Source organism: Saccharospirillum mangrovi (assembly GCF_003367315.1).
Classification (GTDB): Bacteria; Pseudomonadota; Gammaproteobacteria; order Pseudomonadales; family Natronospirillaceae; genus Saccharospirillum; species Saccharospirillum mangrovi.
This window is the reverse complement of the sequence record NZ_CP031415.1, coordinates 1,713,574-1,729,290: the sequence shown is the minus strand read 5'-3', so window position 1 is coordinate 1,729,290 and position 15,717 is coordinate 1,713,574. Positions and strand designations below refer to the sequence as shown.

Genomic DNA, 15,717 nt, shown 5'->3' with positions numbered 1-15,717 from the left:
TGTCACTAGGGCAAAATTCGCTGCGATAAACGACTGATCATGCCTTCCGTTGCCGCCGACGCTGCTGACCGAACCCGAACATCCAAGCGGCGTTGCGGCTTCCAACTGACCGAGACCAACTCTTTGGCGTCGATCTGGCGCATCAGATAATCATCGCTGGTGCCAATTTCATCGATCAATTGCAGCTCCAACGCGTCTTCCGCCAACCAGAAATCCCCTTCGGTTACCTGAGCCAAATCCAACTGAGGGCGATAACGCCCCACCAAGGCTTTAAAACGACGATGAATGGCTTCCAGATCATCGAGAAACTTCTGCCGACCGGCTTCCGTCTTCTCACCCATCAAGGTCAACGGCGCTTTGTGTTTACCCGCGGTTAACACCTCGACATCGACATCGTGACGTTTCAGCAGATTGTGCACGTTCGGTACCTGCGCCAACACGCCGATGGAACCAACCATGGCGAACGGTGCCGCCAAAATCCGATCCGCAATACACGCCATCATATAGCCACCGCTGGCGGCAACCTTGTCGACACAGACAGTCAATTTCAGGCCGGCGTCGCGTAAGCGTTTCAATTGCGACGCGGCCAGACCATAGCCACTGACGGCACCGCCAGGGCTCTCCAAGACCAGCACCACCTCCTCCCCGGCCTTGGCAACGGCCAGCAACGCATTAATTTCTTCACGCAACGAGGTCACCTGGGACGCCTGAATGTCGCCTTTGAAGTTCAACACCCAGACGCGCTCAGGCGTCTTGTCCTTGTCCGCTTTCAAGCGCGCTTTTTCCGACTTTTGATGCGCCTTGAGCGACTTCTTATCGAACACTTGATGGCGAATGGCATCGGCCTGCCGGCGAAAGCGCTCATTCAAGGTCCGCACCACCAGCCGGCCACGGTGCTGGGCACCGCCCTGGCCGGACCGTGCACTGCGGGCAATGGCCCCGATAACAACGACGATCACCACGGCAACCGTCAGGGCTTTTAATAGAAACAACCAGTAATCACTCCACACACCGTGGCTCCTTGCATCGACAATTCATGAATCAAACCTTCGTTTCAAACATACGTTTGATTTCGTTTTGGGCGGCTCCTACAATGCCAAACTTCCGGAGCCCATGCACAGGAGACACAAGATGGCTACGACTGCTGAACTCTTCAATACCATTCAATCCCGGTTCGATGCGGATGCTGCCGGCGACATGGACGAAGTCTTCCAATTCGCCATCGAAGACGAAGCCACCTACCACCTGGTGGTGAAAAACGGTCAGTGTGAATTAGGCGAAGGTGAGCACGACGACCCCAGCGTAACCCTGCTGATGGACGCCGATACTCTGCAAGACATCGCCTCCGGCGAGCTCAACGGCATGCAGGCATTTATGGCCGGTCGTCTGCGCACTGAAGGCGACATGATGTTGGCGACTCGACTGTCGGACTTGTTTTCACTCTGATCGACAAACCCTTTCGACAGTCAGATTATTATTCGGAACTCCAAGTCCCCACCGCCGCTCGCGCCGGTTCATTAACCGGCCGGGCGACCAATCCTCGGGACGTTAAGCCCACCTCAAAAATCCCACCATCGACCATCGGCAAATAGGCAGCACTGCCAAAACGGGCATCCACCCAGGGCAGCCAGGGTTCAAATTGCTGTATGCTCAGCCAGCTGCGTTCTTCCAGAGAATGGACGCGACGGTCACCGCTACGCTCTTGCGTTAAGTCACGGTAACGCCCCGACAAGCGCTCCAAGCGATACACCGGCTCCATGCCCAGTACCGTCAACGGCCCTGTCCAAGTCAGAACGCGGGCATCCAGCTGCCACTCGTCTCCGGTTAATTCATAGCTTTCTTCGGAGTCTTCATCGAGCCGGGACAGCTGCACGTCATAGCGCTGTGGACCGGACTGAGTAAACGACAAGGTGGCAATGGTGGTCTCGGCGCGCAACGCTCGATACGCAGCCAGATCAACCACCAAATAACCCAGCAATACGATGACCAGCAGACTGCCAATGCCTATCAGGCCGCGCAGAAAACCGCCAACCCAACCCCCACGAAACAGCAGTCGTACTGCCAAAAACAACAACAAGATGCAGACTGGCAACAGGATCAACAGCAACGGCCAATACGTCATAACCTGCCCTCTATTCTCGGTCGGTGATGCCCGGCTGAACCGAGCAATTGAACCCTTTATTGAACCCCTTGAAGCTCCGTGCAGCCTCCCGAAGACAAGGGGTTAATAACAGCATTCCAGTCTTCCACACTCACCAGGTCAAGAAAAGCGTGCCCAAGCGACAGCACCTGTCGATTCTATGTGCAGTTATTCCTTGGCACCGCTTGAAAAACCAACCAAAACGAGTAGTTTAAACGCCCATTTTCGAGGAGTATGACGCCCCAGCGCGACGGGCTCCCAACCGGTTTCCCTTTTCCTATGAGCACCCCATGAGCACTACGTTTACTCAATCCGTTGTCTCGAACTTTCTCGGCAATAGCCCAACCTGGTACAAGCAGATCATTTTGGGCTTTTTGATCGTCAACCCCATCCTGCTATGGGCGCTGGGCGAAGCTGGCCCCCATGTGGTCGGTTGGTTATTGATCGCCGAATTCATCTTTACACTGGCCATGGCATTGAAATGCTACCCGTTGCAACCCGGTGGGCTGCTGGCGCTGGAGTCGGTGTTGATTGGTTTGACCAACCCCGAAGTGGTTTACCACGAAGCCGCTGTCAATTTCCCAGTGATCTTGTTGTTGATCTTTATGGTCGCCGGCATCTATTTCATGAAGGACTTACTGCTGTTCACCTTCACCAAATTGCTGCTGGGTATTCGCTCCAAATCACTTTTGTCGCTGATGTTCTGTTCCGTCGCGGCGTTTCTGTCAGCTTTTTTGGATGCGCTAACGGTCACCGCCGTATTGATCAGCGTTGCCGTTGGTTTCTACAGCGTTTATCACAAGGTTGCCTCTGGTAAGCCGTTCCAACACCACGAGCATAATCACAACGAAGACGACTCCGTCGAAGACCTGCATCGCCAGGATTTGAGTGAGTTCCGTAGCTTTTTGCGGTCGTTGTTGATGCACGGCGCTATCGGTACTGCCTTGGGTGGGGTTTGCACTCTGGTTGGCGAACCGCAGAATTTGCTGATCGCTCACATTGCCGGCTGGGACTTTGGTGAATTCTTCTTCCGCATGGCGCCGGTCACCATCCCCGTTCTGGCTGCTGGATTGACCACTTGTGTACTGCTCGAAAAATTACGCTGGTTCGGATACGGCGCTCGCCTCCCGGCCTCCGTTCGCACCATCCTGACCGACTTTGAAGCACATCAGCAAAGCAAACGTACCCGTCGCGATGTCACTAAGTTACTGGTTCAGGCTGCCGTGGCTGTTTGGCTGATTTCCGGCCTGGCATTCCATTTGGCCGAAGTGGGTTTGATCGGACTCAGCGTCATTGTGTTGTTGACCGCTTTGAACGGTGTCACCGATGAACACCAACTGGGTAAAGCCTTCGAAGAAGCCCTGCCCTTTACCGCGCTACTGGTAGTGTTCTTCACCATTGTTGGCGTCATCCACAGCCAGCATTTGTTTACGCCGATCATTGCCTGGGTGCTGACGCTGCCAGAAGCCGTTCAGCCGGGTATGTTTTTCGTCGCCAACGGCTTGTTGTCGGCCATCAGCGATAACGTCTTCGTCGCGACCGTTTACATCAATGAAGTGAAATCCGCACTCGATAGCGGCGCTATTGATCTGGAGCACTTCAACCAACTGACGGTTGCCATCAACACCGGCACCAATTTGCCTTCAGTGGCCACGCCCAACGGTCAGGCTGCGTTTCTGTTCTTGCTGACGTCCGCCATCGCACCACTGATCCGGCTGTCCTATGGCCGCATGGTATTGATGGCCCTGCCTTACACCTTCGTAATGTCCATACTGGGTTATCTTGCGGTGTCTTTTTGGTTATAATTCGCCACCCGAATTAAGAGGGGCTTTGCCCCTCACGCTGCAATTCGCGGAGACACTTTTGGCTTATCCCCACCCTTTCAGCGTTGCCCCCATGATGGACTGGACCACGTCCGAGTGCCGTCAATTTCATCGTCTGCTCAGCCAGCGAGCGTTGCTGTACACCGAAATGGTTACCACCGGCGCCCTCATTCATGGCAACGCCGAGCGTTTCCTGCGCTTCGAGGAAACCGAACATCCATTGTCGCTCCAGTTGGGTGGCAGTGACCCCTCCGGCCTGGCTCAGTGCGCCCAGATGGCAGAGCGTTGGGGTTATGACGAAGTGAATCTGAACGCCGGCTGCCCGTCGGACCGCGTGCAAAATGGCATGATTGGTGCCATTTTGATGGGCCACGCCGAACTCGTCCGGGATTGTTTGAGCGCTATGCGTCAGGCCACAGACATTCCGGTCACGCTCAAGCATCGTATCGGCATCGATGACTTTGACGATTACGCCTTTCTGCGCGATTTCGTTGGCATCACCGCCGAATCCGGCTGTGACACTTACATCGTGCACGCTCGCAAAGCCATTTTGAGCGGCCTCAGCCCCAAGGAGAATCGCGAGATTCCGCCCTTGGATTACGAGCGGGTGAAACGTCTCAAGGCCGATTTCCCACATCTGAACATCGTCATCAACGGCGGCATTAAAGACCACGACACGGCCCAAGCGCTGATTGCGTCCGGTTTGGATGGGGTCATGCTGGGACGCGAAGCCTATCAAAATCCGTTGATACTCCAGGACGTCGACCCTATTTACTACGGTGCGGCTCAACCTTGCCCGACACAACGCAGTCTGAAAGAACGGTACCTGGACTGGATCGAGCAAGGTTTCGCCGCTGGTACACCGCTGAAATATATGGCGCGCCACACTCTGGGTTTGTTTCAAGGCCAGATCGGCGCCCGGCGGTTTCGGCGCCTGCTCAGCGAAGGCATGCATCGACCCGATGCCAGCCCCGAGCTGATTCGTCGCGCTTTGCATGAAGTCCAACTGCTGGACCCTCAGGCATTATCCGCCTGACCGTTACTGATTCGCCCGCCGGTTAAAGCGGGAACACGCAACCACAGCCAAGCCAGCCATCACAGAGAGTCGCTATGAACAAACTCGAACAGCTCAAAGCGTTCACCGTTATCGTTGCGGATACCGGCGAACTCGAATCGATCCGTAAGTTCAAACCTCAGGACGCCACCACCAATCCATCACTGGTGCTCAAAGCCATCCAAGGCGGCCATTACGACGATCTGATTGATCGCTGCATGTCTCGCGCCGACAACTTCGACGATGGCATTGATCGCATTCTGACGTCCATCGGCCAGGAAATTCTTAAAGAAGTACCCGGCTACGTTTCCACCGAAGTAGACGCCCGACTGTCGTTTGATACTCAAGCGACGCTGACCAAAGCCCGCCGTTTGATCGAACTGTACGAAGCCGACGGCTGGACCCGCGACCGCATTCTGATCAAGATCGCGTCCACCTGGGAAGGCATTCAAGCGGCTCGCGTTCTGGAGCAGGAAGGCATCAACTGCAACATGACGCTGCTGTTTGGCATGGAACAGGCCCAGGCGTGCGCCGATGCCAACGCGACTTTAATTTCTCCGTTCGTTGGCCGAATTCTGGATTGGTACAAGCAGAGCACCGGACAGGATTACAGCGCCGAAACCGACCCGGGCGTAGTGTCTGTTCGCGAAATCTACGAGCACTACAAAGCCAATGGTTACAAAACCATCGTCATGGGCGCCAGCTTCCGTAACACTGGCGAAATTGAAGCTCTGGCCGGTTGCGACCGCCTGACCATCAGCCCCGCCCTGCTGGAAGAATTGAGCCAGGACAACGGCAAACTGGAGCGTGCATTGAACCCCGGTGGCGGCAGCGACGATCAAACCAGCCCGATTACCGAAGCGGATTTCCGCCTGGGCATGAACAACAACCCCATGGCGACGGAAAAACTGGCCGAAGGCATTCGCAAATTCATCGAAGACCAAATCAAGATGGAAGAGCTGATTCGCTCACGCGTTTCCTGAACCAATGGGTGGGAAATGCGAGCGGCAATACCCTCGCCGCCCGCATTTCCTAACTCAACCCATCGCCCCTCAAGCGCCTTCGCCACTCACCAGCACCAACCAAATACCCAATCTCAAACATCGCCCCTCTTGGTCAGAAACACGCAAGCCGTTACACTGACAAAAAGCCTCAAGAGATAACGGTATATTGGACAGCGAAACCCGCCTCTTCGATCAATTCGAACACATGCGTCGCGCCATTGCTGCATTCGCTAAATCGGTGAACCAGTACGACAGCGCACATTGGATTGCCCCTTGGGCCGGTTCTGTTCGAGCGCCGGATCTTGAAGATCTATTGTTGGATCTTTGGTATCAGGAAGAACAGGACGGTCGCGAAACACGCACCTATCCGGGTTTGATTGCCCTCAACCGGGAGCAGATCACCCTGGCGGCGGAAGTAAACCTGGCCAAAGATCAGTTCCGCAAAGTTGTTCATGCATTGAAGGAAGCCGACAACGTGGCGTGGCGGGAAATTCAGGGCCGGCTGGCTCGTCGCTATCAGGGCTTGAACGATTCACTCTCTCGCGAAGGCTTGGCACGGCTGCATTTGAAGCAGGTTTTCCGTCACCTGCCGTTAGTCGTTAAACGTCCCGATCGCGTCGGTTTTAGTTGGTATAGCAGCGGTCGCTCCATAACCCGCATCACCAAAATGGAAGCCTGGGAACGGCTGACCAAACTGAACACCGAAGCCGCCCACATTCGCATTCAAATGGAACGTTTAGCTGCCCTGCCCGACAACGAACCACTGGCTCGGGTGCAGCGTCAGGCACCGGTGTTACGCGCCAATCTGGTGTTTGCCGATGGCCGGCGTAAGTCCATGAACGTCTCCTTGCCGCTCTTGTTCCCCAGCCAAGGCATTAACGATCTGCCGGATTTTTCCATTCCACCGGAAACGCCACCAAACGAACGACACCGCCTGGTGCGCAGCGACAATAAATTAGAAGACGAACCCTGGCTGCCATCGATTCGTGTACATCGGTATCGGCAACCTAAGCGCCGAACCTATTAAGCGACAGACACAAAAAAGCCGGCAGTTGCCGGCTTTTATTTGCATGAGTGTCAACTTAAAAAATTCGGTTCAGACCGTTTAACGCCGCCACCCGATAGGCTTCCGCCATCGTCGGGTAGTTAAATGTATGCTCGATAAAATACCGAATGGTATTGCCGCCATTTTTCTGCGCCATGATCGCCTGGCCGATGTGCAAAATTTCCGCAGCCTGGTCACCAAAGCAATGAATGCCCAACAACTCCAACGATTCACGGTGGAACAACAACTTCAATACGCCAACGTCTTCGCCGGTAATTTGCGCGCGTGCGATGTCCTTGAAATAGGCTTTGCCGACTTCGTACGGCACCTTGGCATCGGTCAGTTCGCCTTCGGTCAAACCAACTGATGAAATTTCCGGAATGGTGTAGATGCCAGTTGGAACATCGTTGATGTGACGGTAAGTGTTGTTCTGCACAATCACACCAGATGCACTGCGGCCCTGGTCGTAGGCGGCACTGGCCAGACTCGGCCAACCCACCACATCACCCGCGGCGTAGATGTTTTCCACCGAAGTGCGGTAGTGCTCATCGACTTCCAACTGGCCGCGACGATTGGCTTCCAGTCCAACCGCCGGCAAATTCAGATTGTCGGTGTTTCCGCTGCGGCCGTTGGCCCACATAAAAGCATCGGCTTTGATTTTCTTACCGGATTCGAGCGACAACACAATGTGGTCATCGAAGGCTTCGACCGATTTGAACGTCTCGTTGTGGCGCACCAGCACACCGTGTCCGCGCAGGTGGTAACTCAACGCATCGGAAATTTCGTCATCCATAAAAGCGAGCAGACGGCCACCCGGGTTGATCAAATCCACCTTACAACCCAGTCCATTGAAAATGGATGCGTACTCACTGCCTATAACACCCGCACCGTAAATCACGATGTGCCGAGGTGTGTCGGTGGAGTTCAGTATCGTGTCGCTGTCGAAAATACGCGGATGGTTGAAATCCACACCCGGTGGACGCCACGGACGCGAACCAGTGGCGATGATGAATTCCTTGGCGGTTAACACATCCGCCTGTTCATCGCCTTGATCGACGTGGATTGAATGCGTATCCACAAAACTGGCGACGCCGTAAAACAGATCAATGCCGTTGCGGCTGTAGAAACGCGCGCGCATAGCGACCTGTTTATCGATAACCCGTTGCGCCGTTTCGCGCACCTGGCTGTAAGACAGCCACTTCTGTTCGGAAATGTGGCGGAACATGGGGTTGCGGTTGAACTGCATGACCTGATGCACGGCATGACGCAACGCCTTGGACGGTATCGTGCCCTGGTGGGTGCAGTTGCCACCAACGCGCTGACGCATATCGATAACGGCAACTTTGCGCCCTGCTTTGGCGGCGTTCATGGCCGCGCCTTCGCCCGAAGGGCCACTGCCAATAATGATCAGATCGTACTGAGTTTCGACCAACTGCCTTACTCCCAGAGTCAGTTCAACCAGGGCAACTCAACGACTGGCGTCTACCGCCAGATCCGCTGCGTTATTTTTGCGACGACGGGTCGCGCGGGTTTCGGAATCGCAACGCGTTTTGTCGCCACCGCAGACATCGCATTCCGCTTCCATTCCAATGGCGGCCATACCACCGCAGGAACCTTTGATCGGTTGACGACCAAACATCACACCCACGGCCATTGCCGCTACCACAATCAACATAAAGACCAGAACGGCCAGAAAGGTTGCCATGATGCACCTCCCCCTTGCCCGATTGGGCGTTGTTTAATTCAACTCAGTTTGCCGAGCCAAACAGCTCAGCAAAACGTTCGGATTGCCAGGCTGTAAAACCATCACCATCGCGTTCAATCAACATAACGGCCAAACCCTGCGACTCGGCCAACGTCTGTGCTTCGTCGTAACCTTTAACCAACATGGCGGTGGCAAAAGCATCACTCAAGGCGCAATCGTCTGCCAGAACCGAAACGGACACCAGCGAGTGATGAATCGGCCGACCATTGGACGGATCCAGCGTGTGCGAATAGCGCACGCCATCCTCTTCGTAATAGTTACGATAGTCGCCACTGGTCGCCATTGCACCCGTACCGACTTCGAGAATCCGATAGGCACTGCGCGCACCGCTGTCAGGTGTTTCAATGCCAACGCGCCAAGGCTCATCGCCTGGTTTGGTGCCAGAAAATCTCAGCTCGCCACCCACTTCCACCAGATAATCAACGATGCCTTCATTTGCCAGCGCATCGGCTACCTGATCGACCGCGAAGCCTTTGGCGATACCCGATAAATCCAGTTCACGCTCGGCGGTCTTACGCAGCCGATGATGGGCGTCATCAATCTCGATCGCCGCCCAACCCACTTGTTTCAACAGGTCATCAATTTGCGGTTGTGACGGTATCTGATCCGGTCGAGGCTGCGGGCCAAAGCCCCAGGCGTCCACTAACGGCGCGATGGTTGGATCGAATGCACCGTCACTGAGACGGGCAACATCCAACGCCAACGACACCACCTCAACCGTCAACGGCGACACATCCACCCAGTCGTTCACTGCCGCATCGTTAAAACGCGACACATCCGAACGCGGTAAATAAGTCGACATCGCCTGATCCACCGTCTCAAGACGACTGCGAACCACTGCATCCAAGTGTTGCGCCTGTGCGACGGTAGACACCAGCTTGACACTGTAGCTGGTGCCCATGCTGTAACCGGCCAAAGTGCGAACGGCGACCTCTCGGTCGCCGCAAGCAGTCAGGAGCGCGGTCAGAACGACCAGTATCAAACCGCGCCATTTAAGAGCCGACATCAACCGCCAAAGTCATCCAGCATGATGTTTTCCGGCTCAACGCCCAGGTCTTCCAACATCTTGATGACGGAGGCGTTCATCATCGGCGGTCCACACATGTAGAACTCAACATCTTCCGGCGCGTCGTGATCCTTCAGATATTGTTCGTACAGGACGTTGTGAATAAAACCGGTGAGGCCGTCCCAATTGTCTTCTGGCAGCGGATCGGACAGCGCCAGATGCCAATTGAAGTTGTCGTTTTCCTTGGCCAGTTGATCGAACTCTTCCACGTAGAAGGCTTCACGCCAGCTGCGAGCGCCGTACCAGAAGCTGATCTTGCGTTTGGAATTCAACCGCTTGAGCTGATCGAAGATGTGCGAACGCATCGGTGCCATACCGGCACCACCGCCGATAAAGACCATCTCGGCGTCGGTGTCTTTGGCGAAGAACTCACCGAAAGGACCAAACACAGCGATTTTGTCGCCCGGTTTCAAACTGAACACATAAGACGACATCTGGCCCGGCGGATGGTTGGTTCCCGGCGGCGGCGTCGCAATACGGATGTTGAATTTAACGATGCCTTTTTCGTCCGGGTAGTTCGCCATGGAATAGGCTCGGGTCACCGTTTCGGTGACCTTGGAGCTGTATTGCCAGATGTTGAACTTGTCCCAATCGCCATGGAATTCTTTACCGATATCGAAGTCTTTGTAGTGCACTTCGTGCGGCGGAATTTCCAACTGAACGTAACCGCCGGCACGGAAATCGACGTCCTCGCCTTCTGGCAATTTCAGCGTCAGTTCCTTAATAAAGGTCGCCACGTTCGGGTTCGATTCGACCGTGCATTCCCAACGCTTAACGCCGAAGAATTCCGGATCGACTTCGATCTTCATGTTCTGCTTAACCGCTACCTGGCAAGACAGGCGCCAGCCGTCACGCAATTCACCTTTAGTGAAATGCGTTTCTTCGGTCGGCAGAGCCGCACCACCGCCATCCAGCACCTTACATTTGCACTGAGCGCAGGTACCGCCACCACCGCAGGCAGACGACAGGAAAATGCCTTCGTTCGCCAGGGTGCCGAGCAGCTTGCTGCCAGCCGGTACGGTAATGGCTTTGCTGGCGTCTTCGTTGATTTCAATGGTGACATCACCACTGCTCACCAACTTGGCACGGGCCGACAGAATGACGGCGACCAGTGCCAGAACGATCAGGGTGAAGAGAACAACACCCAAAATAATTTCGGTACTCATCGTTGTAATCCTCAGCCGTTACAGAGACACACCAGAGAACGACATAAAGCCCAGCGACATCAGACCCACAGTAACGAAGGTGATGCCCAGACCGCGCAAACCGGCCGGAACGTCGCTGTACTTCAGCTTCTCGCGAATGCCCGCCAGCGCCACAATCGCCAGCGCCCAACCGGCACCAGCACCAATGCCGTAGACGATGGATTCGCTGAAGTTGTAGTCGCGTTCCACCATGAACAATGACGCACCCATGATGGCGCAGTTCACAGTGATCAACGGCAGGAACACACCCAGGGCGTTGTACAGCGCCGGGAAGTACTTATCGAGCACCATTTCCAGAATCTGAACGATGGCTGCGATCACGCCGATGTAGCTGAGGTAGCCCAGGAACTCCAGGTTGGCTTCGGGGAAACCCGCCCAACTCAAAGCGCCTTCAGCCAGTACATAATGCAGAATCAGGTTATTGACCGGCACGGTGATGGCTTGCACCACAATCACCGCAACGCCCAAACCGATGGCTGCGGAAATCTTCTTGGAAATCGCCAGGAAGGTACACATGCCCAGGAAGAAGGCCAGCGCCATGTTTTCAACGAAAACGGCGCGGATAAACAGACTCAACAACGCTTCCATTACACCGCCCCCTTCTTAACGTGCGCCTTCAAGGTGTATTCGCTTTCTTCGATCTGAGTGGCGTCCCAACGACGCAGAATCCAGATGAAGCCACCGATGATAAAGAAGGCACTGGGTGCCAACAGCATCAAGCCATTGGGCACGTACCAGCCACCTTGGTTCACGGTCTGCAGAATCTGGAAGCCGAACAGGCTGCCGGAACCGAAGAATTCGCGCAGCGTGGCAATGAACACCAGAACGGCGCTGTAGCCCAAGCCGTTACCGATGCCATCAAGGAAGCTCAGAATCGGCGGGTTTTGCATGGCGTAGGCTTCGGCACGACCCATCACAATACAGTTGGTGATGATCAGACCGACGAACACCGACAACTGCTTGGAGATGTCATAGGCGTAAGCTTTCAACACCTGATCCACGACGATCACCAAAGAGGCAATGATCGTCATCTGCACGATGATGCGGATGCTGCCCGGAATCTGGTTACGGATCATGGAAATAAACAGGTTCGAAAACGCCGTAACCAGCGTCAACGCGATACACATCACCAGCGTCACTTTCAAACCGGTGGTGACCGCCAACGCCGAACAGACCCCAAGGATCTGCAAGGCAATCGGGTTGTTGGAGAGAATCGGTGTCAGTAACACCTTGCGTGTTTCAGACATGATCAGGCTTCTCCTGCTTTAAGGTTGTTCAGGAAAGGTTTGAAGCCACGTTCACCCATCCAGTATTGGATGAGGTTGGTCACACCACGGCTGGTCAGAGTGGCACCGCTGAGCGCATCGACGCGATAAGTGGCGTCAATTTCATTGCTCGGATTAATGCCACCCTTTTTCAATTCCAGCTGAACGTCGCCGGCTTCGTCATACACCAGCTTGCCTGGGAACTGTGATTTCCAGCGCGGGTTATCGACTTCACCACCCAGCCCAGGCGTCTCTTCCTGGTCGTAGAAACCAAAACCGACCACGGTGTTGAGATCATCTTCCAGTGCAATAAAGCCCCACATGGTGGACCAGAGGCCATAGCCACGAACCGGCAGAATCAACGTCTTCATGTTGCCCTGGTCATCGTTTACCAGATACACCTCGGTGTAACGCTCACGACGCTTGAGGCCGGCAATGTCTTCGCTCGCCGGAATGCTGCTGCTGATCGACGGATCATTGGCCGCAGCACGCGGGTCAAAATTATCGACGTTAAACGCATCCGAGAAGGTGCCGCTTTGCAGATCGACCAGGCGGGTTTCCACCTGCTGGAACTGCACTTCCACCGGCACACCGGCCTGATACAAGTCCGCAATCTGCAGAACGTTACGACGCAAATCCGCCTGCTGGTTCTGCTGCTGAATCGGACGCAGCACAACGGCTGCGGTCGATACCACGATGGCACAGGCCAGACAGACCAGCAGCGCCACCTTGATGATGTTTTGAATGGAGTCTTTATTACTGGCCACGAGCAAGTCTCCGTTTGATGTTTCGCTGCACCACAAAGTGGTCAATGGTCGGCGCAAAGATGTTGGCAAAAATGATCGCCAGCATGATGCCTTCCGGGAAGGCCGGGTTGACGACACGAATCAACACCGTCATCACGCCGATCAAAATGCCGAACCAGATCTTGCCGGCATCGGTCATGGACGCCGAAATCGGATCGGTCGCCATAAACATCATGCCGAACGCAAAGCCGCCAATAACCAGATGCCAATACCACGGCAGACCGAACATGGGGTTGGTGTCACTGCCGATCACGTTGAACAAAGTCGACAACGCGATCATGCCGATCATCACACCCAAGACGATGCGCCAGCTGGCAATGCCCATGATCAACAACACCGCACCGCCGATCAGAATCATCAGCGTCGACACTTCACCGATGGAACCTTGCTGAATACCCAGGAAGGCGTCCATCCAGGTCAGATGACCGAGCATGGAGTTGGTCAGGCCATCGCTGAACGCAGTGCTCAGAGCAGTGGCGCCGGAGAAACCGTCAACGGCGGTCCAGATGGCGTCGCCCGACATGCTGGCCGGATAGGCGAAGTACAGGAACGCACGGCCGGTCAACGCAGGGTTCAGGAAGTTTTTACCGGTACCACCGAAGACTTCCTTGCCCACGACCACACCGAAGCTGATGCCCAGCGCTACTGCCCACAGCGGCAGATCCGGCGGACAGATCAGAGCGAACAGGATGGAGGTAACGAAGAAACCTTCGTTTACTTCGTGGCCGCGCACCATGGCGAACAGCACTTCCCAGAAACCACCGACCACAAAAGTGACCGCGTAGATCGGCAGGAAGTATGCCGCGCCGTAGATCATGTTGTCCCAGACGCTGGCCGGATCGTGACCCGCCAACAGGCTGATGATGGCTTCGTGCCAGTTGTCGCTCGGCGACAGGCCGCCGGCAATGGCGGTGTTGGCTTGGAAGCCCAGGTTCCACATGCCCCAGAACATCGCCGGGAACACACACAGCCAGACGGTGATCATGATGCGCTTCAGGTCCATGCCATCGCGCACGTGCGCGGTGGTACGGGTGACTGAGTTGGGCATATAAAAGATGGTGTCGACGGCCTCGTAGAGGGCATACCACTTTTCGTATTTGCCGCCTTTTTCGAAGTAAGGCGCCATCTTGTCGAGAGTATTACGCAAACCCATGCTCAGGCCTCCTGCTCGATGCGCGTCAGATTGTCACGAAGAATGGGACCGTATTCGTACTTGCCGGCACACACGTAGGTGCACAGCGCCAGGTCTTCTTCGTCCAACTCCAGAGCGCCAAGCTGTTCGGCGGTGTCGATGTCGCCAACGACCAGGGCACGCAACAGCTGAGTGGGCAGAATGTCCAACGGCATGACTTTTTCGTATTGACCGACCGGCAACATGGCTCGTTCAGAACCATTGGTGGTGGTGGTGAAATCGAATTTTTTGCCTTTGAGCAATTTGGACAGGTAGATGTTCAACACCGAATGGCGGTTCCGACCGGCGTGCAGGTAATGCAGGATCGGACGCTCACGGCCTTCAGCCAGGACGCTGACCTGAGTGTGATAACGACCCAGATAGGCTACCTCATCGACACCGCCACGACCGCCAAAGACCGAACCGGAAATCACCCGGTTGTCGTCTTCGAGCAGTTCATCACGGCTCAACTCAGCCAAAGAGGCACCCAGACGGGTCCGCACCAGGCGAGGCTCTTTAACGCGCGGACCGGCCAATGCGACCACGCGCTGGGTGTCCAAACGGCCGCTGGTGACCAACTTGGCCAACGCAATCACGTCCTGGTAACCGATGGTCCAGACGGTCTTTTTCATGCTGACCGGTTCAAGGAAATGAATGTGTGTACCGGCATTGCCCGCCGGATGCACACCCGCAAATTCCTCGACACTGACGCCATCGACGGTTGGGATCTTGGCGCCGGGCGCCTGACACAACCAGACTTTGCCGTCGGTCAATTTGGTCAGCAACGCCAAACCTTGCTGGAAGGCCTCAGCCTGTTCAGCGATCACCACTTCCGGGTTGGCCGCCAGCGGATTGGTGTCCATGGCCTGAACAAAGATGGCCACCGGAGTGCTGTCGATGGCCGGTACTTTGGAATAAGGACGGGTGCGGAACGCAGCCCAGAAGCCGGACTTGACCAGACGCTCACGCAAGGTTGCAGCATCCAGACCCGCCAGCTGATCGGCCGGGGTGGCACCAAAGTTTTCGGCGTCATCGCCGTCCACTTCGATCACCAATGATTGGAAAACACGCCGGGCGCCTCGGTTGATGGCTTTGACGATGCCCGAAGCCGGCGCAGTGAAAACGATACCCTCTGATTTTTTGTCGGTGAAAACCGGTTGACCGAGTTTTACCCGATCACCTTCGCGCACCAACATCGTCGGTTTCATGCCGTTGTAGTCGTAGCCGACCAATGCCACGGTCGAAACCGGCCGACCGTCCGAAATTTCCTGGCGCGGAGCACCAGAGATCGGCAAGTCGAGCCCTTTACTAATCTTGATCATAGTGTGCTGTACCCGATGACTGACAGACGGGACCGAAAAGGGACACGGCCC

Annotated in this window: 16 protein-coding genes; 5 read left to right on the top strand and 11 right to left on the bottom strand. The window is 55.4% G+C overall.

Translation table 11 applies throughout. The annotated features are described in order from the left end of the window. Window positions 1-5: 5 nt before the first annotated feature. The gene (gene sohB, locus DW349_RS08330) at window positions 6-1,010 is read right to left on the bottom strand and encodes a protease SohB (protein WP_108124402.1); all 1,005 of its coding nucleotides are present in this window, start codon (window positions 1,008-1,010) and stop codon (window positions 6-8) included. Window positions 1,011-1,131: 121 nt separating this feature from the next. Between sohB and DW349_RS08325 the strand changes: the two genes are divergently transcribed. Further along, window positions 1,132-1,446, top strand: a complete 315-nt coding sequence (locus DW349_RS08325; protein WP_108124403.1) for an SCP2 sterol-binding domain-containing protein — start codon at window positions 1,132-1,134, stop codon at window positions 1,444-1,446. A 28-nt stretch (window positions 1,447-1,474) separates the two neighbouring features. Here the strand turns inward: DW349_RS08325 and DW349_RS08320 are convergent, their stop codons facing one another. Further along, on the bottom strand, window positions 1,475-2,122 hold the full coding sequence (locus tag DW349_RS08320) for a hypothetical protein (RefSeq protein WP_108124404.1): 648 nt from the start codon (window positions 2,120-2,122) through the stop codon (window positions 1,475-1,477). A 308-nt stretch (window positions 2,123-2,430) separates the two neighbouring features. Between DW349_RS08320 and nhaB the strand changes: the two genes are divergently transcribed. The 4 genes from nhaB (at window position 2,431) to DW349_RS08300 (ending at window position 7,048) form a co-directional block, all read left to right on the top strand. Next, window positions 2,431-3,945 (top strand): sodium/proton antiporter NhaB, encoded by a 1,515-nt coding sequence (gene nhaB, locus DW349_RS08315; RefSeq protein WP_108124405.1) that lies wholly within the window; start codon window positions 2,431-2,433, stop codon window positions 3,943-3,945. A gap of 58 nt (window positions 3,946-4,003) precedes the next feature. Beyond that, window positions 4,004-4,999: a tRNA dihydrouridine(20/20a) synthase DusA gene (gene dusA / locus DW349_RS08310; RefSeq protein WP_232819272.1), complete on the top strand. Its 996-nt coding sequence runs from the start codon at window positions 4,004-4,006 to the stop codon at window positions 4,997-4,999. A 74-nt stretch (window positions 5,000-5,073) separates the two neighbouring features. After that, on the top strand, window positions 5,074-6,000 hold the full coding sequence (gene tal / locus DW349_RS08305) for a transaldolase (RefSeq protein WP_108124407.1): 927 nt from the start codon (window positions 5,074-5,076) through the stop codon (window positions 5,998-6,000). 187 nt (window positions 6,001-6,187) lie between these two features. Continuing rightward, window positions 6,188-7,048 (top strand): DNA replication terminus site-binding protein, encoded by an 861-nt coding sequence (locus DW349_RS08300; protein WP_108124408.1) that lies wholly within the window; start codon window positions 6,188-6,190, stop codon window positions 7,046-7,048. Between the two features lie 55 nt (window positions 7,049-7,103). Here the strand turns inward: DW349_RS08300 and sthA are convergent, their stop codons facing one another. Genes sthA through DW349_RS08255 form a run of 9 tightly spaced genes read right to left on the bottom strand, consistent with a single transcriptional unit; the run spans window position 7,104 to window position 15,666 of the window. Beyond that, on the bottom strand, window positions 7,104-8,498 hold the full coding sequence (gene sthA, locus DW349_RS08295; RefSeq protein ID WP_108124409.1) for a Si-specific NAD(P)(+) transhydrogenase: 1,395 nt from the start codon (window positions 8,496-8,498) through the stop codon (window positions 7,104-7,106). A 36-nt stretch (window positions 8,499-8,534) separates the two neighbouring features. Then, a complete protein-coding gene (gene nqrM / locus DW349_RS08290; protein WP_108124410.1) occupies window positions 8,535-8,771 on the bottom strand; it encodes a (Na+)-NQR maturation NqrM in 237 nt (78 codons plus the stop codon). Between the two features lie 43 nt (window positions 8,772-8,814). Continuing rightward, window positions 8,815-9,837, bottom strand: coding sequence for an FAD:protein FMN transferase (locus DW349_RS08285; RefSeq protein WP_108124411.1), 1,023 nt, complete (start codon window positions 9,835-9,837; stop codon window positions 8,815-8,817). Continuing rightward, window positions 9,837-11,063 (bottom strand): NADH:ubiquinone reductase (Na(+)-transporting) subunit F, encoded by a 1,227-nt coding sequence (gene nqrF, locus DW349_RS08280; protein ID WP_108124412.1) that lies wholly within the window; start codon window positions 11,061-11,063, stop codon window positions 9,837-9,839. The genes DW349_RS08285 and nqrF overlap by 1 nt, the downstream gene beginning before the upstream one ends. 18 nt (window positions 11,064-11,081) lie before the next feature. Then, on the bottom strand, window positions 11,082-11,690 hold the full coding sequence (gene nqrE, locus DW349_RS08275) for an NADH:ubiquinone reductase (Na(+)-transporting) subunit E (RefSeq protein WP_108124413.1): 609 nt from the start codon (window positions 11,688-11,690) through the stop codon (window positions 11,082-11,084). Further along, window positions 11,690-12,349, bottom strand: coding sequence for an NADH:ubiquinone reductase (Na(+)-transporting) subunit D (locus DW349_RS08270; RefSeq protein ID WP_108124414.1), 660 nt, complete (start codon window positions 12,347-12,349; stop codon window positions 11,690-11,692). Before DW349_RS08270 ends, nqrE begins: the two co-directional genes overlap by 1 nt. A 2-nt stretch (window positions 12,350-12,351) precedes the next feature. Then, window positions 12,352-13,134, bottom strand: coding sequence for a Na(+)-translocating NADH-quinone reductase subunit C (locus tag DW349_RS08265; RefSeq protein WP_108124415.1), 783 nt, complete (start codon window positions 13,132-13,134; stop codon window positions 12,352-12,354). Next, window positions 13,124-14,326 carry an NADH:ubiquinone reductase (Na(+)-transporting) subunit B gene (locus DW349_RS08260; protein WP_108124416.1) on the bottom strand — a complete coding sequence of 401 codons (1,203 nt, stop codon included), beginning with the start codon at window positions 14,324-14,326 and terminating at the stop codon, window positions 13,124-13,126. The genes DW349_RS08265 and DW349_RS08260 overlap by 11 nt, the downstream gene beginning before the upstream one ends. 2 nt (window positions 14,327-14,328) lie before the next feature. Continuing rightward, window positions 14,329-15,666 (bottom strand): Na(+)-translocating NADH-quinone reductase subunit A, encoded by a 1,338-nt coding sequence (locus DW349_RS08255; RefSeq protein WP_108124417.1) that lies wholly within the window; start codon window positions 15,664-15,666, stop codon window positions 14,329-14,331. Between the last annotated feature and the right edge of the window lie 51 nt (window positions 15,667-15,717).